Below are 25225 nucleotides of genomic sequence, written 5' to 3'. Positions count from 1 at the left end.
CCCACTTTCATTGGCATTACTGGTCCTAATAGATGTTCAAGTCAAAGGTTCCCCGCTGGTTATACTGGTAGTGTAGATTTTTTTTGGGATAGCCTAAAAAAAGGACCAACTAGATTTTATTCAGCCATTGCCATAAATGCACCTTTAACTAAAACGTCTTTATCTTTTATATCTGAAGTATTTAGGACTTCAACAAAGTCTTCAGTTTGTTGTCCTAGCTCCAATTTCACTTTATCAAAAAGATAATTTTCTGTTTTTTGGTTCAATACCAAGACAAAATGATTGCCGTCAACTTCTACTACGGCATCTTTAGGTAAGGCCAAACTGCTTTTTGAATCTGTGATGATTTCTGCTTCAATAAACATACCTACAATAAAATTGGCTCGTTTTTCGTCTTCAATATGACCGTGTACTTTTACGGTTCTATTGGTTCCATCTACGGTAGTGCCAACCAAATGGACTTTGGCATCAAAGGTTTTGTTGGAGGCTTCAGGGATTTTAAATGTTATTTTTTGTTCCTTTTTAATATTCAGAATGTCTTTCTCAAAAACAGATAATTCTAAATGGATATGCGCTGTATCAACAATTTCTAAAATAACATCGGCAGGAGATACATAGGTGCCATTATTCACATTCACTTTAGTTATAAAACCTTCAATTGTGGCATACAAACTAATTTTTGAGGTAATTTGACCTTGCTCCACAGACGACGGATTGATATTCATCATATTCAACTTTTTTTGCAAGCCATTGTATTGAGCCAAGCTACTTTTGTAAGAGCTTTCTGCCTTCAAAAAGTTTTTTTGCGATGTTATGTTTTCATCAAAAAGTGTCTGTTGCCTTTCGTATTCAGATTTTAGGTAATTCAATTGCTCTGCCACTTCCAGATACTGTTGTTGTATTTCAACAAACTCAGTATTTTCGAGCGTTACCAACAGTTGACCTTTATTCACTTTATCACCTACCAACAAGGGGGTTTTGGTAATATACCCACCCATAAAAGTACTAATGATTGCTTTATTTTGCGGTGGCACATCAATCATACCGTTGGCCCTTACTAGTTGATTGAATGCATGTGGCGTCAATTTTCCCAATTGCATTTGCTCGCCCTCAAATTGTGATGTGCTTACCGCAATTTCGTTGCTGTCAAGTTCTACTGCCTCTGGTGTATCGCTTTTTTTTTCTGAATTTTCGCAAGCCACTAAAATAAGCGAAAATAGTATGGTATATATAGGTTTCATTGTTGTTGCGTTTATAGGGTTAGGTAATTGATTGCGATCACGGTTTGATTGTACTTGTTGAGGTTTTCGAGATATGTTAATTCAATATCGGTTGCGGTTTCCATACTTTGGATGTATTGAAAAAAGTCGATTTCTCCTTCTTTGTAACTACGTTCGGCAGTTTTTATGATTTCTTCGGAAAGCGCTTTCCCCTGGATTTCATAATAACTAATAGCTTCGTTATACTGCTGAAGTTTTGCCAGTAATGTGTTGTACTTAGCATTTAATTGGACTTTGTAATCTTGCTGTTGCTCTTCAACGATGTCTTGAGCAATTTTTGAAGCTTTTATTTTTGAGGTATTGCCACTAAAGAACAAAGGGATTTTCAAACCAAATAGATAGCCTTTGATCGTGGCGTTTAAATCACTATTCGAACCTTGAAAATATTCCACACTTAAATCTGGAAGGAGGTTTTGTCTCTCTTTGCGATACAAGGTCTCATAGTAATTTTTAGAATCTTCAAAGTATAATAGCCCGACGTTTGCTTCGGTTGAAATAGCTTCTAATTCCAATTTTTTAAGAGGCTCCTCAATGACTGCCACACGATCAATTTGCACTACTTTTTTCAATTGTTCTCTAATCAGGATAATCTCCTGCTCTGCCTGTTTGTAAAGTGTGTGTAACTGTTTTTGCTTTGATTTGGCGGTAATCATTTCCAAATAATTGGTTTCGCCCAATTCAAAGCGTCGTTCTGCCGCTTTCGCAAAATTTTGATAGAGGCTATCTAGATATTGAAAACTTCTTGCCTTGTTTTTGGCATAGCTTAAATCGTAATACGCTAAAAATACATCTCGTTTTAAAGTCTGCAATCCTATATCGTAATTGGATTGCTGCATCTTGGTTTGGGCCTTGTTTACATTTTTTTCAGCAAAATAAACCGTTGGAAATTTAAAGTCTTGTGAAATGCCAAAGACATTTAAAGGTTCTCCGTTGATAGCTAGGTTGTTTTCATCATAACTATAATACACGGCCGTTTTATCAAAACTGAAGGCGCTTCCTATCAAGGCATTTGATTCATCAATTTTTAAAGACGACGCTTTTAAACCGGCGTTGTTCTTTATTGCTAATTGTAAGGCTTCATCAACCGTTAAAGCTTTGCCTTGCGCGCTCATTGTAAATGAAAGCAGGATGAGTGCTATTGAGACCATTCCTTTTTTGTTCATTTTCAATGCTGCTTTTTCTTCAAACCAGGCATATAACACTGGTAACACAACCAAAGTGAGAATCGTCGCAGTTACCAAGCCGCCTATAACCACTGTTGCCAATGGGCGTTGCACCTCAGCTCCTGCGCTGGTGGAAATGGCCATAGGCAAAAAGCCCAGAGCCGCCGCCGCCGCCGTTAGTATTACCGGGCGCAAACGCTCTGAAGTTCCTTTTTTGATACGTTCTTCAATATTGGCAAAACCTCGTTCTTTGAGTTCTTTAAAATGTTCAATCAAAACGATGCCATTTAACACGGCAATGCCAAAAAGCGCAATAAAACCAACACCTGCTGAAATGCTAAATGGTAAATCCCTCAACCATAACAATAAGATGCCTCCAACCGCAGACAAAGGTATTGCGGAGTAAACCATAAGTGCTTCTTTAACAGATCCGAAAGCAAAATAGAGTAAGATAAAAATAAGCACCAATGCAACGGGCACTGCAACCAATAAACGGGCTTTTGCACTTTGAAGATTTTCAAACTGCCCGCCATAGGAAATAGTATATCCTGTAGGTAATTTGACCTTACTTTCAATAATGGCTTGCACATCATCAACAACCGATTGCAAATCCCTGTTACGCACATTTATACCAACTACAATACGCCTTTTAGTGTCATCTCTTGAAATCTTGGCAGGTGCTGTGGTGTATTTGATTTCAGCCAATTCACTCATGGGTATTTTAGTTCCATTAGGGGTGTCGATGTATAAATTTTGAAGACTTTCAAGGTTTTTGCGATGTGCTTCATCCAACCGGATAACCAAATCAAAGCGTTTTTCGCCTTCAAAAATGCTTCCAACAGTGCCGCCTGCAAACCCCATTGAAATGACTTGGTTCAAATCGGCAATGTTTAAACCGTAGCGGGCAATTTTACTTCGGTTGTAGGTCACACTCATTTGAGGCAAGCCTTCTACTTTTTCAACACTAATATCTGCCGCGCCTTCCACATGTTCAATCAAATTCTTTATTTCGTCTGCCTTGGACGCCAAAACGGATAGATCTTGACCAAATATTTTGATGGCAACATCAGCTCTAACACCAGTAATTAATTCGTTGAAACGCATTTCAATGGGCTGTGTGAACTCGACTTCCATACCGGGAATAACCGTTAATGCCTCTTTAAATTTAGCGGCCAGCTCATTTTTGCTCTCGGCAGAAGTCCATTCTTTTTTTGGTTTTAATTTGATAATGACATCACTTTCTTCCATAGACATTGGATCTGTTGGCACTTCTGCTGCACCAATTCTACTTACCACTTGATCCACTTCTGGAAACTTATCCAAAAGGACTCGTTCAATTTTTGTAGTAATTTCAATGGTTTTGCTCAATGACGTTCCTGTTTTTAAAATGGGTTGAATTACAAAAACACCTTCATCTAAGGTAGGCACGAATTCGCCGCCCATTCTACTAAAAATCCAGAAGCTTGTTGCCAATAAAAGTATGGATAGTGAAATCACTGTTTTTTTATTGCCCAACGCCCAGTTTATGATTGGTTTGTAGCCCTTATTCAAGAATTTCATTAAGCGTACTGAAATGTTCTTATCCCCTTGTTTGCTGGGTTTTAAAACCAGAGAAGAAATAACAGGAACATAGGTCAAACAAAATAACATAGCACCAATAAGTGCAAAACTGAAGGTTAGCGCCATGGGTCTGAACATCTTTCCTTCAACGCCACTCAATGATAAAATGGGTATAAAAACAATGAGGATGATCAATTGCCCGAAAATGGCAGAGTTCATCATTGTGGACGCACTGTTAAGGGTAATGGCGTCGACCTTTTCTTGCCTGTCTTCCTTGGATAGGGATTTTATTTTTGTCACTTGTGCGGTAATCTGAAAGGCAATGAATTCGACAATAATCACAGCTCCATCTATAATGATTCCAAAATCGATAGCACCCATACTCATCAAGTTGGCATCAATTTCGAAGATATTCATCATTGAAATGGCAAACAATAAACTCAACGGGATTACCGATGCCACGACCAGGCCCGAACGCAGATTTCCCAATAACACCACCACCACAAAAATCACGATGAGCGAACCTAATATCAAGTTTTCGGCAACTGTGAACGTGGTTTTACCAATAAGCTCACTTCGCTCCAAAAACGCGTTGATATAAACACCTTCTGGCAAAGCGCTTTGAATGGTGGCGACACGCTCCTTAACAGCGTCAATAACTTCCTTTGAATTCGCATCTTTAAGCATCATCACTTGGCCGAGGACTTTTTCGCCTTGCCCATTTCCTGTGATAGCCCCAAAACGTGTTGCGCTGCCAAAGCCTACGTTTGCAATGTCTTTTATGTAAATTGGTAAGCCTTCATTTTTAACCACGATGTTTTCAATGTCTTCAAGAGACGAGATCAATCCTTCCCCTCGAATAAAAAAGGCTTTATTTGTTTTTTCGATATAGCCACCGCCAGCAACGCTGTTGTTTTTCTGCAACGCGGTATAAATATCCAAAATAGCAATGTTCATTGCTTTCAATTTCTGCGGATTGATGGCAACTTCATATTGTTTTAGAAATCCGCCCCAAGTATTTACCTCAACCACTCCTGGAATACCAGAGAGTTGGCGTTTTACAACCCAGTCTTGGATAGTGCGCAATTCTGTAACAGTATAGCGGTCTTCAAATCCTGGTCTTACATCTAAAATGTATTGGTAAATCTCACCTAAACCAGTTGTTATTGGCCCCATTTCGGGGCTGCCAAAACCTTCTGGGATTTTCTCTGAAGCTGATTTTATTTTTTCAGCGATCAATTGTCTCGGCAAATAGGTGCCTAAATCTTCATCGAAAACTATAGTAACAACAGAAAGGCCGAATTTTGAAACCGAACGAATTTCTTTAACACCAGGTAAGTTTGCCATTTCCAATTCCACAGGGTAGGTGATAAATTGCTCTACATCTTGGGTTGACAAATTTCTGGATGTCGTGATAACCTGCACTTGATTGTTGGTGATATCAGGAACGGCACCAATGGATATTCTGGTTAAAGAATATATTCCGAAGCCAACAACAAATGCGATAAGCAGAAGAATAATGAGTTTATTCTTTAAACTGAATTGTATGATTTTTCTCAACATAATTCATATATAAAACGTGATAAGCTAGCAAGAAACAGCTTATGAAAAAATGATTATAATCAGTAATGAATTAGATGAGCTTAGGTGGTTGAAAAACAGAAGGTTTTTCAAATAGGGAATGGGTATCCTTATAAAAGAAGTTAAATGGAATTTTCACAAAGTACGACTGATGAATAACGTAATCAATTGTATTTAAAGTGAAAGAAGTGTTGAATTGCGTTAGAAGCTGCTGATTGTCTTTAAACGGTAAGTCTTTGTGATCTTCATGCGTATTGGCATGTTGATATCTAGCCTCACCATAATGTGCGGCCATAAAATCAACAAATGAGTGGCCATAGGCTTCTGCATGATAATTGGCGTGTTTCAATAAGACTTTGAATTTTGAAATGTCTTCAAAGTTGATGTTGACACTTTGTGCAAGAATCAATAAAGAATACGATATGGCAACCCATTTACTCATCATCCATGCGAAGATACTAAAAACATAAAACTATTTTCGTAGCGATTGTTGTGCATGATTGAGTATCTATTGAAATTATTTTTGGCTTGAATTAAAATGCGGTTTCAAAGGAACAGGATAAAACCCTATTAGTTAATCGAGCAACTATTTCCGCCTTTTTTAATGCCTAATTTCAATAGAATGCTTTCAAGCAAACACCATTTGGTAAATGCCGATTGGATTAAATTAACGCCAATAAATACTGTAAGCCATATCCAGTTTGGGTTGACATAAACGGTTAGGACAACACTCAATAATACCATTGTGCCTACAATAACTCTAAAATAGGTGTTTAACATTTGTTTTGATTTTTAAGTTTATATGAATTTTTCAATAGGAACCACCACTGCTTTTATGGGGTTGCTCGTTTCTAGATTAGAATTAAATACTTCTATCAATTGGAATAAATCATCAATGTATTGATCTTCAGTAAACGAAAAAAACAGACGCGATTCATTGCCTGCTTTTTCGCCAGAAAACCAACTCGATGCCATCAATATTGAAGATCCATTTTTATGACCATCAATATCTGAACTGCTGAAGCTTTCAATATTGGCCTTTTTGAAGAGTTTCAATACGTCTTTCTGAAATTCTTCGACTGCGGTTACGATTACTAATTTCATTTTGTTTTTATTTTACAACCTGCAAGGTTTCTAAAACCTTGCAGGTTTGATTGTCAACTTTATTTTATACCTACAAGGTTTTGAAAACCTTGCAGGACTCAACATTTCCAGATTGATTACTTTATCCTGCGTGAATCTGCGCTATCTGCGGGACAATTATTATTTATAATTCTTCTTCTCTATCATGTAATACACCAATGGCACCACCAACAATGTCAACACAGTCGAAACAATAGTTCCTCCCATTAATGAGATGGCCAAGCCTTGGAAAATAGGGTCAAATAGTATTACGAAAGCTCCAATTACAACGGTTCCTGCGGTTAAGAGAATTGGTGTGGTTCTTACGGCTCCGGCTTCCACAACTGCTTGTTTGATTGGTATGCCTTCATCTAATCGAAGGTTGATAAAATCAATCAGCAAGACCGAGTTTCGTACCATGATTCCTGCCAAAGCGATCATCCCAATAAATGAGGTTGCTGTAAAAAAGGCGTCCATGATCCAGTGCCCCAAAATAATCCCGATTAAGGATAAGGGTATGGCCACCATCATGACTATTGGTGCTTTAAAGTTTTGGAACCAACCTACAATCAAGATGTAAATCAAGATAATCGCTCCTAAAAAGGCAATGCCTAAATCCCTAAATACTTCCAATGTGATTTGCCATTCGCCATCCCATTTCACGGTGTAATCATCCTCATATTCTGGTTGACCTAAATACATTTCGTTTAGGGTATAGCCTTGTGGTAATGGAATTTCTTTTAGTTTTTCTTCCATTCCTAAAATAGCATAGGCAGGGCTTTCCAAATCGCCGGCCATATCTGCCAGAACATAGACCACACGCTTTTGGTTCTTGTGGTAAATGCTTTTGGCAGCTATTGTTTCTTTGATGTCCACTAAATCTGCAATTGGCACCATAGTCCCTTGGGTCGAGCTTACTTTAAGTTGGGAAATATCGGTAATGGTCGATTTTTCTTTTTCATCTAAAGTCAATACCAGCCCAACTTGGTTTGAGGCGTCTTCGTCATACAAGGTAGTGATTGGTCTGTTGGACAAGGCCATATTCATGGTGTGGGCAATCTGTTGTGGTGCCACACCATATAACATCGCTTTTTCCTTGTTGATATCAAATTGATACTCGGTTTGGTCGTCTTCAACCATCCAGTCAATATCCACAACATCATCTGTATTTTTTAAAATCGTTTGAATGCTGTTGGCGATCTTAATTTGCTCTTTGTAATCAGGACCATAGACTTCGGCTACAATGGTAGACAATACAGGAGGTCCTGGTGGTACCTCAACCAACTTGACATTGGCATTGTATTTTGAAGCAATTTTTTGAATGTCTGGTCGTAATAATTTTACAATGTCATGACTTTGCGCACTGCGTTTACCTTTAGCAATCAAATTCACTTGAATATCGGCCATATAGCTGCCACCACGTAAATCGTAATGACGCACCAAACCATTAAAGGTTATTGGGGCAGACGTACCCACATAGTTTTGGTAATTCACGACTTCTGGACGTGTCGATAAGTATTGTGAAATCTCTTGGGTCACAACGCCTGTACGTTCCAGGGTTGTACCTTCTGGCATATCAATGACGATCTGAAATTCATTTTTATTATCAAAGGGTAGCATCTTTACGGCAACCGATTTTGTAAAAAACAATACCATTGTTGCCAATAAGATTGCAAACGTGCCTCCCAAAAACAACCAGCGTTTTGCGCTGCTTTCCAATAAAGGACGTTCTAATTTGTTGTAAATTTTATATATGAAAGTATCTTCTAATGGTTTTTCAACTTTTTCAGGCTGACCTTTCTTCTCTTTTTCCCTTAAGAAAATATAACCCAAATACGGTGTAATGGTCAATGCGACAAACAAGGACAAAATCATCGCAATAGAGGCTCCAATTGGCATTGGTGCCATATAAGGCCCCATTAATCCGGAGACAAACGCCATGGGTAAAACCGATGCAATGACTGTAAACGTTGCCAAAATGGTTGGGTTTCCAACTTCATTGATGGCATACAAAGCCGCTTGTTTAAAGGGCAGGCGTTTCATTTTGAAATGCCTGTGCATATTTTCGGCAATGATAATGGAATCATCCACTACAATGCCCGTTACAAATACCAACGCGAAAAGCGTGATTCGGTTGAGGGTATAATCCATCATATAATAACTCAACAAGGTCAAGGCAAAGGTAATTGGGACCGATAAAAACACGACCAATCCGCCACGCCAGCCCATTGCCAGCATCACGACTAGTGTTACGGCAAAGATGGATCCAATAAGATGCCACAAGAGTTCTGAAACTTTATCAGAAGCGGTTTCTCCATAGTTCCTGGTGATTTCAACGTGCACATCATCAGGAATCAACGTGCTGCGTAAATGCTCCACTTTATCAATAATGACCTCCGAAATTTTCATCGCATCAGCACCTTTTCGCTTGGCAACTGAAATGGTTACTGCAGGATATTCAGATTTGAATTCGGATGCTTTTTCGCTACCTTTTCCAAATCCCAGGCTCACATAATTTTTCGGTACTTCAGGGCCATCGATAATCGTCGCCACTTGTTTCAAATAAATCGGTCGGTTTTGTTGCACCCCAACCACTAAATTTTCAACATCTGTAGCCGATTCTAGAAACGTTCCTGTGGTTACTAAAAACTCGGTGTCATTCTTATCAAAACTGCCTGAACTTAACTGGGCATTATTCCCTTTAATCATTTCAGAAACGCTCAAGAAATCCAATCCGCTGGCAGCTAATTTGTCTTTGTCTAAAACCACACGTAATTGGCGGTTACGACCACCAATTTTATGCGTTGTCGCGACATCGTTTATCTTTTTGATTTCGGCTTCCAGCTCTTGCGCCATTTGGCTTAATTGGTAATCGTCGTAGTTTTCGCTCCACAAAGTCAGTCCCAACATGGGTACATCATCAATGGCTCGTGTCTTTACCAGTGGAAAAGTGACACCTTCCGGCATTTGGCCCATGTGTTTGCTGATTTCGTTGTAGAGTTTCACAAACGAACGCTCAATATCTTCGTCCACATAAAACTGCACGATGACCATGCCTTGTTCCTTCATTGAGGTGGAATACACGTATTCCACACCTTTGATATTTGAAATCAATTGCTCCAAAGGCTTCACGACTCGAGATTCCACTTCGGTTGGACTTGCGCCAGGATAACCCACAAAAATATCTGCCATTGGTACATCAATTTGTGGTTCTTCCTCACGTGGAATTAAAAACGAGCTGTACACACCAACAACCATAAACACAATCATTAAAAGCACAGTGAGCTTTGATTGTATAAAGATTTTTGCGATTTTTCCTGCGATACCTTCTTTCATAATAAAATCCCCTCTAACTCCCCGAAGGGGAGAACGATTACGGGTTGTTTTTTAGTTCTTAATTATTATAGTTTGTTTCCGAGTTGACTCCCTTCCCTTCGGGAAGGGCTGGGGATGGGATTATTTTCACTCCATTATAAAGCTTTCCATCAGCAGAAACGATATACGTTTCGTCCGCAGATAAACCAGATAACACTTCTACTTGATTGTCAAAGGTTCTGCCTAAACGCAACCAACGCAATAGGGCTGTATTGCTCTCACTTACCGTATAAACCCCAGATAATTGACCATTGTTAATAATCGCCGCTGTTGGAATCAAGACCATCTCGGTAGCCGCTTTTTTCTCTACCGGAAATTGAACCGACGCAAACATTCCCGATAAGATGTTGACATCTGTTTTATCCAATGCGATCTTCACTAAATATTGTCCGCCTGTATTTTTGGACGACGTGCTAATTTCAGATACGTTTCCTTTTAAGGTTTTATTAATTGATTTTACCAAAACATCTACTTCAGCACCTTGTTTAATTTGAGAAATTTCAGTTTCAGGAACCATAGCCATGACTTCAAAATTACCTGGCGATTCTATGGATATTAAAGCTTGTCCTGGATTGGCCATATCGCCTTCCTCCACTGATTTGGCGGTCACAACTCCACTAAAAGGGGCTGTGATATTGGTATAAGCATATTGAGCATTGACCTCATTTTTCATTTGTTTAGCTGATTCCAAACGGGCTTTTGCCATTTCATAACGTGCTGTCATATCATCCAGTTCCTTTTGTGATGCGCTGTTGTCTTCGAATAAATTTTTGAAGCGCTTATAATCTTTTTGGGCATTATTAAAAGCGACAGTTGCTTCAGTAATACCCGCATTGACTTGCGCGCTTTTGGCTTGCAACTCGGCATTATTGATAGATACCAATAATTGACCTTTGCTCACTTTGTCGCCAACGTTGAATGGGGCTTTTTTTACGAAACCCATCATTCTGGTGCTTAAATCGGCATTGTTGACCGATTGTATTTTACCGCTAACCGATAAAAACGGATTGGTGTTGGATCCAGAGACTTCACTGACCTGAACTTTAACGGCAGGCCTCTTATCAGCAGCCACGTTGTTTTCTTCACTGCCACAACTTGCCATAAAAAGTGAAGCTGTTATGACTATTAATAAGTAAGTATATTTTTTCATTTTAATTGCTTTAGTTTTAATTGCCATGAATGTTTGTCTTGACTCTTGACTCTTGGTTCTTTATTCTTGTTTCTCGTTTGATTTATTTATCCGCAGACTTGCTAATTCCCCCTTCGCGGGTTAGGGGGCTAAAAACTGTACGTAAGCTTTTGCGTAATTGTATTCAAAAATAGTTTGGTAATATTCCAATTGCTTTTGGGCGAATTGTGTTTCAGAGACTAATAAATCGGAAGTTTTTTCTAAACCTTCTTTAAATCGGTTGGTTCTAATTCTCAAGGATTCTTCAGACTGTTCCAATGCTAATGAGGTTAAGCTTAGCTTATTTTCCGCATCAATTAAAGCGCGCTTTGCTTTATTTAAATCCAAATTGCTTTGTGATACATATTGCTTGTATTGCAGTTTGGATTTTTCAAATTCAGCTTTACTTTTTTGCGCTTTCCCGAACCTTTTGGAACCTTGAAAAAGATCCCAGGTCAATTGCGCTCCAAATAAATACCCGTTTGAACCGCCTTGAAAAATTTGATCGTCATATAATTCATAACTGCCAAACGCATTCAATCTTGGTAAAAACGCCATTTTATCGGCTTTGTTCATCGCTTCATAAGCGTTGGTGGCCAATTGCATGGCTTTGATGTCCGACCGGTTTTCTGAAATAGACGTTTTCTCCATTTCGAAAGAGGACACTGTTAAACTATCTGTTGGCATGTAAGCCACATAAGTGTCATCACTCATTAAGAAAGACAGGTAGTTGGATGCATTCTGCACATTGCTTTTTGCCATTTGCAATTGATTTTGCACTTCGGTCACGCGCACTTCCACATTAAGCACATCGGCGCGTTGCAAATAACCTTGCTTAAAACTGTTATCTGCTAATTTTTTATTAGAGTTGGCTGCTTTCAATGCTTGGTCTAATACGTCCACGCCTTTGTAAGCCAATTGCAATTGCATGTATGCTTTTTCGACTTCAAAGACTAGATAGTCGGCTGTTCTTTCGGTCTTTAACGCCATAGCATCCATTTTTGACTTGGCTGCTTTACGTTGAAATATGCCATCTACATTGATTAAGGGTTGCTGAATTTCAAATTTTGTAGCGTAATTCTCAATCTGCGATGGGTTGTTCAATAGCACTGGATTAAAATCATTCTGGGTTAATATGCCTTGATTCAGTTTAGAACCAAAGGCCATTAAGGGATTTGTAGTGGCAATGCCTGTATGACTCGCTGTGATATTTGGTAAAAAAACCGCATTGGTTTGTCTGTAATCTGCTCGGGCTTCAATAAACTCTTGCTCAGATATTTTTAGTGAGGTATTATCTTGGTTAACCCTGTTCAAAACTTCCGTTTTGGTAAGAGGGATAATTTCTTGCGCTTGCAGCGATGCGGTCAAGCCCAAAAAACAAAGCGTAATAGCTAATACGTTGTTTTTCATGTTCTAATCATTTATACTGCAAAAATAGGTTGGAAGATCGTTTTGCTCAGTAACCAATGTTACATACAAAGCAGCAGCCTTGAGGAGGCTTTTCAGTTTCAGCCATAATCAGTGATTCTGAAGTTCGATTATTTTGCGAGTTTCGTGGTATGCATCGAGGATTCCGACGGTTTCTCAATGCTCGAAAAGAGGTCTTTGCAATTGGATTTATAAATTATTGGTTTTCAGCAGAAAGAACAGCAAGGCGCTAATAAATATTTAACACAGCAATAAAGCGTATTATAGTATTTCATGTGATATTATAGCGTACTTTTGCGCCCTCAAATAAAAAATTGATATGAAGCGCATAAACGAATACAAGAAACTCTTTGGAGTCGAAAATCAAGTTGAATTAAAGACCTTGAAGAAGAGTTACCGCGACTTAGTGAAAGCGTGGCATCCAGACAAGTTTCAGAATGGAGACGCCTTACAGGAAGAAGCGGAAATACAAAGCCGAAAGATTATTGATGGGTATCACTTTTTGGTAAGCATCGCACCAGAAACCATTGAAGCCAATTTGCCAAACTATACCGAAACCATCACAAATTCTGGGATTGCAGATTACGTGCATAAAGGCTTATTATTGGAAATCACGTTTTTGGATGGATCTACTTACGAATATTTTGGGGTTACCAAACCAGTCTATATTAAAATGATCAATAGCGATAAGCTCAACCGTTTTGCAAAACGGAATATTTATCCTAACTATATTTATAGAAAGTCGAAACGAGTTTTGGAGGAGGTTTAATCCAGAATTGGAATAGGAATCGGCTAACTAGTCCTAATTTAACAAATAGAAGCATTAGAAAATAGAAGCCATTTATTTTAAGAAGGGGACACTCTTGAGTACGATTAGTTGCGTGTCTCAAGCAGTAAATTTAGCAAATAAAAACGAACTTGAAAACCCGATAGGATTTACAGGATAAGGAGCAATTAATGATACGCAATGTTGGCAAATGATTATTTTTATCAACAATTCTTCTTTGCCCATTTGTTGAATTCAGAATTGGTTTTCCCCATAGATTTTAAACATGTTCCAATGTGAAATCTGGGAACATCTTTTTTATGTCCCCAAAAAGTTACAGTTCTCCAACAATTCGGGCATTTCCAGTGATGATGAGTTCCTTGTTGCCGGTCAAAAACACAACCACAAAAAGTAAGGTAGGCTTCCCAGCATTTAGTTGGCACAGGTTTATTGTATTCACCCATTGCTAAACAGCTATTGGGATTTTTTGAACTTGAGTGTCGTCTGGAAGATTAAATTCTTTTTTAATATCTTCAAAAGTAGTTTCACTCAAATGGACTAATCTCTTATCAAAGAATTTAGCTTTTTCCCAACCTAACTGTTTTAAAATTGAATTAATTTTCAATTCATCCAATTGAAGTAAATTTTCTGAAAATTCATTTAGAGAAATTTTCATCATTTCATTAGCTTCCTCTATACATTCTCCGTAAGAAGATATTTGAAGACTTGGAAGATAAATGATATGAGCATCACCTTCTTTAAAACCAACTCCATTTAATTGGGCTTTAAAGATTTTTTTTCTATGGTCGATGTTGATAGTTTCTTTTTTCATATTATAAGGCAAACAAATATAATAATTTATGTCAAATTTGTATGTTAAATAAATCTAACAAATTGTATCCGTGAGGGCTGTTAGTCATAATGTTTGCCAACCAAAGTTATTCAAACTTGTTCCCTTTATTTTTTTAGATAGCCTTAACAAGTAATTTGTCAATTTATGGATATCTTGACGGTTTAAACTCACAATCTCATGAACATAACAGCAGCATATACCGATTACTATCAACTCACGATGGCGCAAGTCTATTTTGGCACCAAGCCCAATGGGCGAGCGGTTTTTGATTATTATTTCAGAAGCAACCCATTTAACAGTGGCTATTCAATTTTTGCCGGACTTGAAGATGTGCTGAATATTCTTGAAACACTCGAGTTTACAGCTTCCGATATTTCATATTTGAAGCAACACGGCTTTGAAAACGATTTTTTAGAGTATTTAAAGGATTTTCGCTTCCGCGGAAGTATTTTTTCAAGCAAGGAAGGCGATGTTGTTTTTCCTAACCGTCCTATTTTACAGGTGGAAGCGAATATTATAGAAGCGCAGATTGTAGAAACGCTTTTGCTGAATATGCTCAACTTCCAAACCTTGATCGCCACAAAAGCCAGCAGAATAAGACGCAGCGCGAAAGATGGCATTTTACTGGATATGGGCTTACGTCGCGCGCACGCCACTGGTGGCTACTACGCGTCAAGAGCAGCAGCCATTGGCGGTTTTGACAGTACCAGCAATGTGAAAGCAGCGGAAGATTATAACATCCCATCCTCAGGCACCATGGCGCACTCGTTTATACAAAGTTATGAGGATGAATTACAGGCGTTTCGGGATTTTGCAAAGATGCGACCGGTAAATTGTGTGCTCTTGATAGATACTTACAATACCCTTAGAAGCGGCTTGCCAAATGCGATAACGGTAGCCAAGGAAATGGAAAGCAACGGAACGCAATTGATGGGCGTGCGTTTAGACAGTGGCGATTTGGCCTATTTGTCTAAAAAAACCCGAAAACTCCTGGATGATGCCAATTTGGATTATGTGAAAATTGTAGTTTCCAACCAATTGGATGAATATGTGATAAAAAGTCTCAAGGATCAAGGAGCGCCTATAGATATTTTTGGCGTTGGTACAAATCTGGTCACTGGAAAACCAGATGCAGCGCTGGATGGCGTTTATAAATTATCGGAATATAATGGAGACCCTCGCATCAAACTTTCTGAAAATATCATCAAAGTCTCGCTGCCTTCCAAAAAACAAGTATATAGAATGTTGGACAGCACTGGGATGTTTTACGGGGCAGATGCCGTGGCGCTGTTCAATGAAGCTGAGGTTGCCCAAATGGAGCATCCCTTCGATGCTACAAAAAGCTTGAACCTTAGTTCTTTTAAACAAGAGCCTTTGCTTGAAAAGGTCATGGAAGATGGTAAAAGAACAACGCCATCTCGATCGGTCTCTGAAATAGCCGACTATTCAAAATCGCGTCTCGCTCAGCTTCCCGATGAATACAAGCGTTTTCAAAATCCGCACATCTACAAAATAGGGCTTAGCACTGCGCTCAAACAAGAACGCGATACCTTAGTTCAAAAACATAAATTTTAAACTGAAATGTCAAGTCCTCAAAGCCTAACGTCACGGAAAAAGCTCTTACTAAAAAAATAATATTATGAAAACGCTTCTTATAATTGATGTACAGAATGATTTTATGCCAGGTGGTTCGCTTTCCGTTGCCGGTGGCGATAAGATTGTCCCAATAATCAATGGCATTCAGCATAAATTTGATTTGGTGGTTGCCACCCAAGATTGGCATCCCAAAGACCACGTGAGTTTTGCTTCCAACCACGAAGGGAAATCTGCCTTTGATGAGATTGAACTTCAGGGCAAGCCACAAACCTTATGGCCAGATCACTGTGTGCAAGACACGGAAGGCGCACAGTTTCATCCTGATTTAAAAACTCAAAAATGTGAAGCTATTTTTAGAAAAGGAACAGATAAATACATGGATAGTTATAGTGCTTTTTATGATAACCAACATTTAAAGTCCACCGGCTTGGCGGGTTATTTAAAGGAAAAGGGAGTCTCGCAACTTTTTCTATGTGGTCTCGCCGCAGATATTTGTGTGTATTATTCCATTTATGACGCCTTTAAAGAAGGCTTCGCCTGTTTCTTTATAGAAGATGCCTCTCAAGCATTAGATCCTGAAGCCTTCAAGGACATTAAAGAAAAGATGGTCAATCTGGGCATACAAATGATTACTTCGGAAGGCATCTAGGACGAATTTTCAACGCAGGTCAAGGATCAAAAAAAAGCGCCCATTGTATAAATGAGCGCTTTTCAACAATCAACCAATAATCACTGACAACCAAATCAGTTTACTTTTCGAGTGCTACCATGACCTCCAGCTACAATAAGCATGATTTTTATGCTTAAGTAAATGTATTTGAAAAACTGGATGATGGGATTCATCATTTTAAATCTTTGATATTTTGAAATACGCTGTGTCATCATCTTATGTTTTTTAAGGAATCAATCTATTGTGAACCTGTTTTTATTCAGGAATCAACCTTTATTGATTTGATCCCTATTCAGGAATCAACCACCAAAATGGTCGCATTTTGGCTTTATAAATAAAGGCATAGTGTAAGCTTAGTTTGAGCCAATGCCCTGCCAAACCAATTTCCCCAAAGGTTTTGCTTAATTGTCGGCCTTGTGTTTTTGGGTATTTTTCATAGTCTGGTACAATGGGATAGGTGGTGATGCTTACGCCACTTCCTGTGGTCATGCCGAAGCCTGCAGAAGCAATACATGCTGCACCCATATTTCCCATAGATCCTTTATGGGTCAAGGATTCTTTTCCGTTCTTGATAGTATCTATAATATTGTCTGCCACTATTTTAGCCGTAATTCCAGAAGGCATTCCCGTGCGTGGTGGTGCAGGGAAAATCTCTGTTCCGTTTTTGCTCTTTCTAGGTTTTGAAATGCTGTGGGGTGGCGCGAATGCTATTCCGGGTGCGAAAATGTTTTTGTAAGTCGGATTTTGATAGGTTTCTGGCCAATCTTGCACAGACCATTCTTCGTATGGTTTTGGTGTATAATTGGCATCGACAATCATAAATCCTTTGAAGAGTTTTTCTGTAATGTCGTTTTCGTTTTTATCAAAGGCTTTAAAACCATGACCAGAAAACGAGGGGATAAGCATTGCAAAATCATAGATTTCTGATTTCTGTTCGCCTTCCAAATTTTCGTAATGCGCCACACCATCTTCAATTTTGTTGACACCAGCACCCAAGATCCATTTGATATCGCGATCTTCAAAAATCATTTCAATCATTTCGTGGGATTTCATGGTCATGCTGCCATAACTCAGCAACATGCCATCCATTCCGAAATCGCCTAATTGGTATTCGTTGGAAATCCAAGTCACTTCAGCCATGTCACGCACCTTATGTTTGCGCAGTTCTTCTTCCACATTTAAAATGTACTCAAAAGCGGCACCTTGACAGGTGGATTTTGCATGGCCTGTACCAATTAAAATTTTCGCTTTCTTGCCCTGTTTCATCTGCTCAATCAATTTCTTTAAACCCTCCCAAGCATGATCTGCATGGGTATAGGTGCACACAGAATAGGCCTTGTTTTTTCCAGGAATTAAGCCTTCAGTAGCTTCAAAATTAAGTTTCGGTCCTGTGGCGTTGATTAAGTAGTCGTAGGTAATTTTTTCTTGTTGGCCTTTCTGTTCGCCAAAGACATATTCCGCCAGAACATAAGGTTTTTGTTCCTTTTGATCGCCTTCAGGATAGAACGAAACCGCTTTAGCCTGTTTATAACCAATATGTTTCTTTTTGTATAATGGCGCTAATGGGAATAGAATTTTTTCAGATTTCATTCTGCCAATGCCAACCCAGATATTCGATGGAATCCATTGGTAATTACTATTAGGCGACACTACTACAACTTCATGTTCTTTAGGCAGCTTTCTGCGTAAGTGAGATGCTGCTGCGTGACCTGATATTCCTGCGCCTAAGACAACTATTTTAGCCATGACCTTAATTTTTATTGAAGATAGGTTCCTTTTTCAAAAAGCAGCGTAACATTAGTTACATAAGATTTAGGTTGTTTTTTTATAACTCCAAACCGCTAAACCATTCATGACCAATGCATAAAGCAATGTTTTTAAGACCTGCGGAAGAATATCCATAAATCCGGAGCCTTTGAGCATGACCATGCGCATGACTTCTACAAAGTATTTGATGGGATTGAACTCAGTGACAATTTGCGCCCATTGCGGCATACTCTCAATAGGCGTGAATAAGCCACTCATTAAAATGAAAATAACCGTAAAAAACCAAGCGATAAACATGGCCTGTTGTTGTGTGTCCGTAAAATTTGAGATGAACAAACCAATCCCCAAAACCACTAAAATATATATGGAGGTGTAGAAATACATGAGCGGTAAGCTGCCAATCATGGGGACGTTGAAAATGAGTTTGGCGATGATTAAACCGATAGTCAATAGCGCCATCCCAATGACCCAAAAAGGAAAGAGCTTTCCAATGATGAACTGGCTTTTTTTAATGGGTGTCACATTGATTTGCTCGAGGGTGCCAATTTCTTTCTCACGTACAATATTCATTCCTGAAAGAAACAGCGTGATCATTGTAACCAGCAACACCAAAATCCCGGGCACCATAAAGGTTTTATAATTTAAGGTTTCGTTGTACCAGAATAGGGGAATCGTGTCAATACTTAGGGGCTGAATAACCTGATCGGAAGGCTGTAACAAATCAACCTTCAAATGTTGGTTAAAACCCTGAATAATCTGATTAACGTAAACATTTTCCACTCCTGCTGCTGCGCCATCAATCGCATTGATGGTCACCCCTAAAGTGTGGTGTTTCTCATTTTGTAAATCGCGCTCAAAGTACCGTGGAATCTCCAAAACCACATCAACTTCGCCCCTCAGCATTGCTGAACTTGCCAAGCCTTCCGAAGGAAAATGGGTAAGCACATCAAAATAAGTGGAGGCACTGAATTTTTCAACCAATGCTCTAGATGTCGAGGTATGATCATGATCAATATAGGCAAATTTGATATTCTTAACTTCGAAAGTGGCTGCGTTTGATAAAATAATAAGTTGGAGTAGTGGCAGCACAAAAATGATGGGAAGCATGCCTTTATTTCTAAAGATTTGCTTGAACTCTTTTTGGATGATATAGCCGATTATTTTCATAATATTTCCCATCTTTAGACTCCGCTTAAGATAAACTCCAATGGGAATCTCTTTTTAATTTTTACTCGTTTTTTTGCCACGAATCTGTCTGCCGACAAGCAGGTACTCGACTATTTTTATTTCACTACCCACTACCCACTACCCACTACCCACTACCGACTGCCAACTATTTCACTCGAGCCTAATTTTATATTTCTTCACACTCAATGCAATGAAGAACACCGTCATTCCCAATAATATCACTGTTTCTTTCCATAGATATTCTAAACCAACACCTTTGAGCATTATTCCTTTGATGATGATGATAAACCATTTTGCCGGAATGATATGGCTAATAATTTGAAGTGGCATTGGCATGCTCGAAATCGGGAAAATAAATCCAGACAATAATATAACGGGTAGCATGAGCCCCATTAAGGAAATCATCATGGCGGTTTGTTGCGTTGCTGAAATGGTTGAGATCAATATGCCCAATGCCAAAGCGCTTATGATGAACAGAATGCTTTCTAAAGCCAATAAAAACAAGCTGCCTTGAACTGGCATTTTGAATATGAAAATGCTTAACAGTACAATCACTACAGCATTGATAATGGACAGAAAAATATAGGGAAACACTTTTCCTATAATGACCTGAAACGGTTTTAAAGGCGATACCAATAAAATTTCCATGGTGCCCAATTCTTTTTCTCTTGTGATGGAAATGGAGGTCATCATTGCAGAAACCAGCATCAAAATAATGGTCATGACCCCTGGAACAAACATATACACGCTTTTTAATTCCGGATTATATACCATGCGTGTTTGCGGCACGATTTGATAAGCAATTGTGATGTCCTTATTCAGTTGTTTTTGGTACTGCTGAAGGATGGCGTTGACATAATTGCTGATGGTGTTTGCCGTATTTGGGTCTGTGGCATCTGTGATTATTTGAATGGTTGCTTTGCGGTCTTTGATAAGGTTTTTACTGAAATCCCTTTCAAAATTCAAAACTGCTTTCACATGCCCTTTTTGAAACACCGAAGCGATGTCTGCTTCGCGTTCGATCATTTGCTTGATGCTGAAATATTTTGAAGCTGCTATTTTATTGATGATTTCTTTGGTGGTAGCATCTTTTGAATGGTCTAAAATGGCGATGTCCACATTATTGATTTCATTGGTAATGGCAAAACCGAACAGTAAAATTTGGGCAATGGGCATTCCGAAGAGAATAAACAAGGAGCGTTTATCCCTAAAAATGTGGTAGAATTCTTTTTTTATAAAACCTATGAATCTTTTCATCCTAAGTCCCTGCGAAGGCAGGGATCTCTGTTTTTAATTGTTAAAATTTTCTGTTTCCTGCAGATCTCGATTTCTTTCCCGCAGATCACGCGGATTTTCGCAGATTTTTTTCCGATGATTAACGTTGATTTTTGTAATCTTTTTTCTGCGTGTATCTGCGGGACACTTTTTTCATTTCCCGCGGATCTCGCAGATTGGCGCAGATTTTTTCCCGATGATTAACGTTGATTTTTGTATTCCTTTCTCTGCGTGCATCTGCGAAATCTGCGGGACATTTTTTTTCTTTCCCGCAGAACTCGCGGATTTTCGCAGATTTTGTTTTGTTTGTTTTCTGCGATAATCTGCGCCATCTGCGGGACACTACAATCCATTCACTTTCCTGAAAATGCCTTTTTCGATATTATCTACATTGAAATTCACGAGAATTCCTAATTTCAAATTAGATAGTTTTAAATATGTCAAAACTTGTTTGTGATGCACTTCCGCTAAATTTTCAACCGATTTTATCTCAACAACTACTTTTTCATTTACTAGTAAATCCAATCTAAATCCTAAACCTAATTTATTGCCTTCATAAAATACAGGCAATGGCACTTGGTTTTTTGCCTCCAATCCTTGTTTTCGTAATTCGAAACTCAAGACCGTTTCATAAACTGATTCCAGTAAACCTGGACCCAATTCGTTGTAAATCTTAAAAATCGCACCTCTAATTAAATATGAAATATCGTTTTCTGTTTTTTGTTCCATAATTTTAGATTTTAATTTTTTCCCGCAGATCTCGCTTTTTTTCCCGCAGATCTCGCGGATAACCGCAGATTTTATTGGGTGTTCTTCCGCGTAAATCTGCGCCATCTGCGGGAAACCTTTTCATCCTCTCGCCAATTTCAAAAACACATCATTCATATTTGTAGCTTTAAATTGCTCTTTTAATTTTTTAGGCGTATCCAATGCTTCAATTTTCCCGTTGACCATAATGGAAACCCGATCACAATATTCGGCTTCATCCATATAATGTGTGGTTACAAAAACGGTAGTGCCCTGATGCGATGCTTTGTAAATCATTTCCCAAAATTGCCGCCTGGTAATTGGATCCACACCACCTGTAGGCTCATCCAAAAACACGATTTTTGGATCATGCAACAGCGCCACCGAAAAGGATAGTTTTTGTTTCCAGCCCAGAGGTAAGGAGCCCACCAGTTTAGTTGCGACATTCTCCAAACCTAATTCTTCAATCAGCGCCTCCGATTTTTCTTTGATGCGTGTTCTTGTCAATCCGTAAATGCCACCAAAAAAAGTGATGTTCTCTTTAACGGTTAAGTCATCGTACAAGGCAAACTTCTGACTCATGTACCCAATGTTTTTTTTGATGTCTTCTGCATGTGTAAACACATCAAAGCCTGCAACATTGGCCTTTCCAGACGTTGGTTTGGAAATGCCAATCAACATTTTCATCGCTGTGGTTTTTCCTGCGCCGTTAGCTCCTAGAAACCCAAAGATTTCGCCTTTTTTAACATCAAAAGTGATGGCATCTACGGCTGTGAAATCCCCAAACATCTTGGTTAATCCTTCTACGTGTATGACGTTGTTGTTTATCATCTTTAGTTAAACCTACACGGTTTTTAAAACCTTGCAGGTTATTTTGCCAATTCCATAAAGGTGTCTTCAATAGTAGCCACCGTTGGTTCAATTTCAATGGCCGAAAGATTGTTCGATTCTAAATACTGAAACAGTTCTTTTGGGTTGAAATCTGTTCTACTGTCAGTGTAATGCACATATTCTCCAAAAGGATACACGCTGTGGTTATGTTCATAGTCATTTAAACTTTTAATGAGCTGATACATATTGTTGGCCTTAACGTTGTAAATTGCCTTTGGATAATGCCTTACAATAGCTTCAGGGGTATCGATTTCCAATATTTTTCCATCTTGAATCAATGCGATCCGATCACACAAAGCAGCTTCATCCATATAAGGTGTGGACACCAAAATGGTAATGCCTTTTAGTTGCAAACGTTTTAGCATTTCCCAGAATTCCTTTCTCGAAACTGGATCAACACCAGTGGTTGGTTCATCTAAAAACAACACCTTTGGTTTATGGATCAAAGCACAGCATAGCGCTAGTTTTTGCTTCATTCCGCCAGAAAGTTTACCAGCTCTTCGGTCTTTAAAAGGTTCAATTTGAACATAGATGTCCTTGATCAAGTCGTAGTTTTCTTCAACCGTGGTTCCAAAAATAGTGGCGAAAAAATTCAAATTTTCGGCCACTGTTAAATCCTGATACAATGAAAATTTCCCAGGCATATAACCCACACTTTTTCTGATGTTTTTATAATCGGCAACCACATCAAAACCAGCCACCGTTGCAGCGCCTTCATTGGCAATCAATAAAGTGGTCAAAATCCTGAAAAGCGTTGTTTTGCCTGCACCATCAGGACCAATAAGTCCAAAGAGTTCTCCTGCCTCTACTTCAAAGGAAATATCCTTTAAAGCGCTTACTTTTTTATAGGATTTACTGATATGGCTGATGGAGATGCTCATGTGGTGTTAATTTTGAACACTCACTTTTATGTCCATAGTGATTTTTGAAGTAATGGAGTTTGAAATCAGGCAGGCCTTTTCTGACTTTTCTATGACGCGTTCCACACGTTCCCGTTGTGATTCGTCTGTGATGACGACTTCAGGAAACAAGAGCACTTCACTGATGACGAACTTGCCATCTACGTTCTCCAAAATACCTTTAGAACCGCATTTGAAACTAACGAATTCGATTTTTGAATTTTCGGCAATTGCCAAAAACGTGGTCATTAAACAACTGGCAACTGCAGCCGTAAATAAATGTTCTGGAGACCAAATATGTGGCATTCCTCCTGGAAATTCTGGCGGTGTTGCCACTTCTATGCAGTTGGTCTCCTGGGTGTCTTTATGTTCTAATTCTGGGGAGCACATCATCCCTTTTCGGGCTTCGGTCCAACTGATATCGACGTTATAACTATGTTTATCCATGGTGTTTTGTTTTAAATGTTATTTGAAATAGGTGTTGTACCCATTGATGTTTTCTTCGATACTTTGTTTGATTTTTGCAGCATCTTCAACCGTTTTTGTTTCAGATAGCGCTTCAATTTTATCCATTAAAGGCAAGAGCCAGATGTGCAAATTATCATGTGAAGCACCTTGCATCGTGCAGTTTTTTACCACATTATTCTTGTCATCATTTAGCTGTTCTGCTAATTTGTGATAGGCATCCAAGGTGCTCGTTGTTTGAGTTTTCATGGTGTTTTGCATTTTTTGCACACCTTCATTTGTTGGTGCATCGGCTTGCCATTTGTTACCGTTGTTCATTACGATTTCGTTCGTCCAAGCATTTTGATACACGTTGGAAACTTTGTCGCTATGATCGTTGTTCTGTTCATTTGTAGCTTCTGCAGATGGTTTGGCGGCTTCTGTTTTTGTGTTTGTTTCTTCATTTTTGCCGTCTTTGCAGCCTACTAAAGCCAATAGGCCCAGTGTGATAATTACATGTTTCATTGTTTCTGATTTTAGTTATTATTATTATTATTATTTGAATTGGTTATCCATAATTCTGCCGGCATGCCAATTTTTAGGCTTCCGTCGTTAGTGACGTCCACTTTTACGGCATAAACCAGCGCGACCCGTTCTTCTTTGGTCTGAATTATTTTTGGTGTGAATTCGGCTTCCGAAGCGATCCAACTAATTGTGCCTTTGTACGATTTCATAGCATCGGCATCATCAATTTTGACGCTTACTTCTTGACCTATTTTAATGTTGGCCAATTGTGTTTCACTGATGTAAACCCGCAATTGCATGGTATTGAGATTGGCAATTTTATAAAGTGGTTTTCCAAAGGCAGTGATTTCGTTAGGTTCTGAATATTTAGTCAAAACAGTTCCGGTTACTGGATTTATGATTTTGCTTTTTTGGATTTGATCATCGATTTGTTTTAACTGAACGTCAATGCTCTTCAATTCGTTAACGACAGGCGCATTCTGGATTTCTACACTTTTAATTTGGGTTTTGATCACATTAATTTCCCCTTGTACATTGTCTAATTGCTGTTGCGTACCTGCGTTGTCTTTGATGAGGTTTTCAGTCCGGGTTTTATTGGTGTTTGCTGTTTTTAATTTGGCGTCTAGCACATTAATTTGAGACAATACACCTTTGGATTTAGAACTGATGACTGACTTTGAAACTTCTAATTGCTCACGCTTTAGCCCTAAGGGAATGGTGTCGATATACCCTATGATTTGATTTTTTTCTAATTGATCGCCCTCATTAACATCAAATTGGAGCAATTTTCCGTTATTCTCGGCAGAAACGGTTACTTCTGTAGCTTCAAAATTTCCGTAGCCATCTGCTTTATCGTTGCCGTTCCCGCAGGATAACAAGCTCAAAGCTAGAATGCTTATTCCTAATATATAGTTGTGGTTTTTCATG

The 25225-nt window shown here is 38.7% G+C and carries 23 protein-coding genes; 3 read left to right on the top strand and 20 right to left on the bottom strand.

The annotated features are described in order from the left end of the window. Nucleotides 1-116 precede the first annotated feature (116 nt). The 8 genes from ESY88_RS04850 to ESY88_RS04815 all read right to left on the bottom strand — a co-directional run bounded on the left by ESY88_RS04850 (nt 117) and on the right by ESY88_RS04815 (nt 12659). A complete protein-coding gene (locus ESY88_RS04850) occupies nt 117-1241 on the bottom strand; it encodes an efflux RND transporter periplasmic adaptor subunit (protein ID WP_147085516.1) in 1125 nt (374 codons plus the stop codon). An 11-nt stretch (nt 1242-1252) separates the two neighbouring features. Next, nucleotides 1253-5566, bottom strand: a complete 4314-nt coding sequence (locus ESY88_RS04845) for a CusA/CzcA family heavy metal efflux RND transporter (protein ID WP_147085515.1) — start codon at nt 5564-5566, stop codon at nt 1253-1255. Between the two features lie 70 nt (nt 5567-5636). Then, on the bottom strand, nt 5637-6029 hold the full coding sequence (locus ESY88_RS04840; RefSeq protein ID WP_223270724.1) for a hypothetical protein: 393 nt from the start codon (nt 6027-6029) through the stop codon (nt 5637-5639). Nucleotides 6030-6154: 125 nt separating this feature from the next. Next, the gene (locus tag ESY88_RS04835; RefSeq protein ID WP_147085514.1) at nt 6155-6364 is read right to left on the bottom strand and encodes a YgaP family membrane protein; all 210 of its coding nucleotides are present in this window, start codon (nt 6362-6364) and stop codon (nt 6155-6157) included. A gap of 18 nt (nt 6365-6382) precedes the next feature. Beyond that, the gene (locus ESY88_RS04830) at nt 6383-6688 is read right to left on the bottom strand and encodes a hypothetical protein (RefSeq protein WP_147085513.1); all 306 of its coding nucleotides are present in this window, start codon (nt 6686-6688) and stop codon (nt 6383-6385) included. A gap of 159 nt (nt 6689-6847) precedes the next feature. Continuing rightward, complete coding sequence (locus ESY88_RS04825) at nt 6848-10042, bottom strand: efflux RND transporter permease subunit (RefSeq protein ID WP_147085512.1); 3195 nt, start codon at nt 10040-10042, stop codon at nt 6848-6850. A gap of 58 nt (nt 10043-10100) precedes the next feature. Further along, nucleotides 10101-11231 carry an efflux RND transporter periplasmic adaptor subunit gene (locus tag ESY88_RS04820; RefSeq protein WP_147085511.1) on the bottom strand — a complete coding sequence of 377 codons (1131 nt, stop codon included), beginning with the start codon at nt 11229-11231 and terminating at the stop codon, nt 10101-10103. A 120-nt stretch (nt 11232-11351) separates the two neighbouring features. Next, a complete protein-coding gene (locus ESY88_RS04815) occupies nt 11352-12659 on the bottom strand; it encodes a TolC family protein (protein ID WP_147085510.1) in 1308 nt (435 codons plus the stop codon). 337 nt (nt 12660-12996) lie between these two features. Between ESY88_RS04815 and ESY88_RS04810 the strand changes: the two genes are divergently transcribed. After that, on the top strand, nt 12997-13446 hold the full coding sequence (locus ESY88_RS04810) for a KTSC domain-containing protein (protein WP_147085509.1): 450 nt from the start codon (nt 12997-12999) through the stop codon (nt 13444-13446). A gap of 221 nt (nt 13447-13667) precedes the next feature. On the opposite strand, the gene ESY88_RS21865 is transcribed toward ESY88_RS04810, so the two are convergent. Together ESY88_RS21865 and ESY88_RS04805 are read right to left on the bottom strand one after the other, a co-directional pair. Continuing rightward, nucleotides 13668-13907 (bottom strand): type II toxin-antitoxin system HicA family toxin, encoded by a 240-nt coding sequence (locus tag ESY88_RS21865; protein WP_394343948.1) that lies wholly within the window; start codon nt 13905-13907, stop codon nt 13668-13670. 2 nt (nt 13908-13909) lie between these two features. Next, on the bottom strand, nt 13910-14275 hold the full coding sequence (locus tag ESY88_RS04805; protein ID WP_147085508.1) for a hypothetical protein: 366 nt from the start codon (nt 14273-14275) through the stop codon (nt 13910-13912). A gap of 198 nt (nt 14276-14473) precedes the next feature. On the opposite strand from ESY88_RS04805, the gene ESY88_RS04800 reads away from it, so the two are divergent. Then, a complete protein-coding gene (locus ESY88_RS04800; protein ID WP_147085507.1) occupies nt 14474-15871 on the top strand; it encodes a nicotinate phosphoribosyltransferase in 1398 nt (465 codons plus the stop codon). A gap of 64 nt (nt 15872-15935) precedes the next feature. After that, the gene (pncA, locus tag ESY88_RS04795; RefSeq protein ID WP_147085506.1) at nt 15936-16541 is read left to right on the top strand and encodes a bifunctional nicotinamidase/pyrazinamidase; all 606 of its coding nucleotides are present in this window, start codon (nt 15936-15938) and stop codon (nt 16539-16541) included. 95 nt (nt 16542-16636) lie between these two features. Here the strand turns inward: pncA and ESY88_RS20880 are convergent, their stop codons facing one another. The 10 genes from ESY88_RS20880 to ESY88_RS04750 all read right to left on the bottom strand — a co-directional run bounded on the left by ESY88_RS20880 (nt 16637) and on the right by ESY88_RS04750 (nt 25224). Continuing rightward, nucleotides 16637-16777, bottom strand: coding sequence for a hypothetical protein (locus ESY88_RS20880; RefSeq protein WP_189702530.1), 141 nt, complete (start codon nt 16775-16777; stop codon nt 16637-16639). A 73-nt stretch (nt 16778-16850) separates the two neighbouring features. After that, nucleotides 16851-18308 carry an NAD(P)/FAD-dependent oxidoreductase gene (locus ESY88_RS04790; RefSeq protein ID WP_147085505.1) on the bottom strand — a complete coding sequence of 486 codons (1458 nt, stop codon included), beginning with the start codon at nt 18306-18308 and terminating at the stop codon, nt 16851-16853. 66 nt (nt 18309-18374) lie between these two features. Further along, nucleotides 18375-19496: an ABC transporter permease gene (locus tag ESY88_RS04785; RefSeq protein WP_147085504.1), complete on the bottom strand. Its 1122-nt coding sequence runs from the start codon at nt 19494-19496 to the stop codon at nt 18375-18377. Nucleotides 19497-19667: 171 nt separating this feature from the next. Next, nucleotides 19668-20774: an ABC transporter permease gene (locus ESY88_RS04780; RefSeq protein WP_147085503.1), complete on the bottom strand. Its 1107-nt coding sequence runs from the start codon at nt 20772-20774 to the stop codon at nt 19668-19670. Between the two features lie 360 nt (nt 20775-21134). After that, nucleotides 21135-21521: a GxxExxY protein gene (locus tag ESY88_RS04775; RefSeq protein WP_147085502.1), complete on the bottom strand. Its 387-nt coding sequence runs from the start codon at nt 21519-21521 to the stop codon at nt 21135-21137. Between the two features lie 120 nt (nt 21522-21641). Then, a complete protein-coding gene (locus tag ESY88_RS04770; RefSeq protein WP_147085501.1) occupies nt 21642-22370 on the bottom strand; it encodes an ABC transporter ATP-binding protein in 729 nt (242 codons plus the stop codon). A gap of 38 nt (nt 22371-22408) precedes the next feature. Then, nucleotides 22409-23311 (bottom strand): ABC transporter ATP-binding protein, encoded by a 903-nt coding sequence (locus tag ESY88_RS04765; protein ID WP_147085500.1) that lies wholly within the window; start codon nt 23309-23311, stop codon nt 22409-22411. Nucleotides 23312-23317: 6 nt separating this feature from the next. After that, nucleotides 23318-23776 (bottom strand): OsmC family protein, encoded by a 459-nt coding sequence (locus tag ESY88_RS04760; protein WP_147085499.1) that lies wholly within the window; start codon nt 23774-23776, stop codon nt 23318-23320. 18 nt (nt 23777-23794) lie between these two features. Continuing rightward, nucleotides 23795-24298, bottom strand: a complete 504-nt coding sequence (locus ESY88_RS04755) for a hypothetical protein (protein ID WP_147085498.1) — start codon at nt 24296-24298, stop codon at nt 23795-23797. An 11-nt stretch (nt 24299-24309) separates the two neighbouring features. Further along, nucleotides 24310-25224, bottom strand: coding sequence for an HlyD family secretion protein (locus ESY88_RS04750; RefSeq protein ID WP_147085497.1), 915 nt, complete (start codon nt 25222-25224; stop codon nt 24310-24312). Nucleotide 25225: the final 1 nt, after the last annotated feature.

The sequence above is a fragment of the Subsaximicrobium wynnwilliamsii genome (assembly GCF_007997225.1).
Lineage (GTDB): Bacteria > Bacteroidota > Bacteroidia > Flavobacteriales > Flavobacteriaceae > Psychroserpens > Psychroserpens wynnwilliamsii.
This window is presented reverse-complemented; position numbering and strand designations above follow the sequence as displayed.

What these genes read in the sequence shown, in the direction of transcription:
- ESY88_RS04770 (WP_147085501.1), bottom strand. Translation starts at nt 22,370, where the DNA reads ATGATAAACAACAACGTCATACACGTAGAAGGATTAACCAAGATGTTT.
- ESY88_RS04805 (WP_147085508.1), bottom strand. Translation starts at nt 14,275, where the DNA reads ATGAAAAAAGAAACTATCAACATCGACCATAGAAAAAAAATCTTTAAA.
- ESY88_RS04780 (WP_147085503.1), bottom strand. Translation starts at nt 20,774, where the DNA reads ATGAAAAGATTCATAGGTTTTATAAAAAAAGAATTCTACCACATTTTT.
- ESY88_RS04810 (WP_147085509.1), top strand. Translation starts at nt 12,997, where the DNA reads ATGAAGCGCATAAACGAATACAAGAAACTCTTTGGAGTCGAAAATCAA.
- ESY88_RS04840 (WP_223270724.1), bottom strand. Translation starts at nt 6,029, where the DNA reads ATGATGAGTAAATGGGTTGCCATATCGTATTCTTTATTGATTCTTGCA.
- ESY88_RS04755 (WP_147085498.1), bottom strand. Translation starts at nt 24,298, where the DNA reads ATGAAACATGTAATTATCACACTGGGCCTATTGGCTTTAGTAGGCTGC.
- ESY88_RS04750 (WP_147085497.1), bottom strand. Translation starts at nt 25,224, where the DNA reads ATGAAAAACCACAACTATATATTAGGAATAAGCATTCTAGCTTTGAGC.
- ESY88_RS04830 (WP_147085513.1), bottom strand. Translation starts at nt 6,688, where the DNA reads ATGAAATTAGTAATCGTAACCGCAGTCGAAGAATTTCAGAAAGACGTA.
- ESY88_RS04790 (WP_147085505.1), bottom strand. Translation starts at nt 18,308, where the DNA reads ATGGCTAAAATAGTTGTCTTAGGCGCAGGAATATCAGGTCACGCAGCA.
- ESY88_RS04835 (WP_147085514.1), bottom strand. Translation starts at nt 6,364, where the DNA reads ATGTTAAACACCTATTTTAGAGTTATTGTAGGCACAATGGTATTATTG.
- ESY88_RS04850 (WP_147085516.1), bottom strand. Translation starts at nt 1,241, where the DNA reads ATGAAACCTATATATACCATACTATTTTCGCTTATTTTAGTGGCTTGC.
- ESY88_RS04785 (WP_147085504.1), bottom strand. Translation starts at nt 19,496, where the DNA reads ATGAAAATAATCGGCTATATCATCCAAAAAGAGTTCAAGCAAATCTTT.
- ESY88_RS04760 (WP_147085499.1), bottom strand. Translation starts at nt 23,776, where the DNA reads ATGGATAAACATAGTTATAACGTCGATATCAGTTGGACCGAAGCCCGA.
- pncA (WP_147085506.1), top strand. Translation starts at nt 15,936, where the DNA reads ATGAAAACGCTTCTTATAATTGATGTACAGAATGATTTTATGCCAGGT.
- ESY88_RS04845 (WP_147085515.1), bottom strand. Translation starts at nt 5,566, where the DNA reads ATGTTGAGAAAAATCATACAATTCAGTTTAAAGAATAAACTCATTATT.
- ESY88_RS04775 (WP_147085502.1), bottom strand. Translation starts at nt 21,521, where the DNA reads ATGGAACAAAAAACAGAAAACGATATTTCATATTTAATTAGAGGTGCG.
- ESY88_RS04800 (WP_147085507.1), top strand. Translation starts at nt 14,474, where the DNA reads ATGAACATAACAGCAGCATATACCGATTACTATCAACTCACGATGGCG.
- ESY88_RS04815 (WP_147085510.1), bottom strand. Translation starts at nt 12,659, where the DNA reads ATGAAAAACAACGTATTAGCTATTACGCTTTGTTTTTTGGGCTTGACC.
- ESY88_RS21865 (WP_394343948.1), bottom strand. Translation starts at nt 13,907, where the DNA reads ATGGGTGAATACAATAAACCTGTGCCAACTAAATGCTGGGAAGCCTAC.
- ESY88_RS04765 (WP_147085500.1), bottom strand. Translation starts at nt 23,311, where the DNA reads ATGAGCATCTCCATCAGCCATATCAGTAAATCCTATAAAAAAGTAAGC.
- ESY88_RS04820 (WP_147085511.1), bottom strand. Translation starts at nt 11,231, where the DNA reads ATGAAAAAATATACTTACTTATTAATAGTCATAACAGCTTCACTTTTT.
- ESY88_RS04825 (WP_147085512.1), bottom strand. Translation starts at nt 10,042, where the DNA reads ATGAAAGAAGGTATCGCAGGAAAAATCGCAAAAATCTTTATACAATCA.
- ESY88_RS20880 (WP_189702530.1), bottom strand. Translation starts at nt 16,777, where the DNA reads ATGATGACACAGCGTATTTCAAAATATCAAAGATTTAAAATGATGAAT.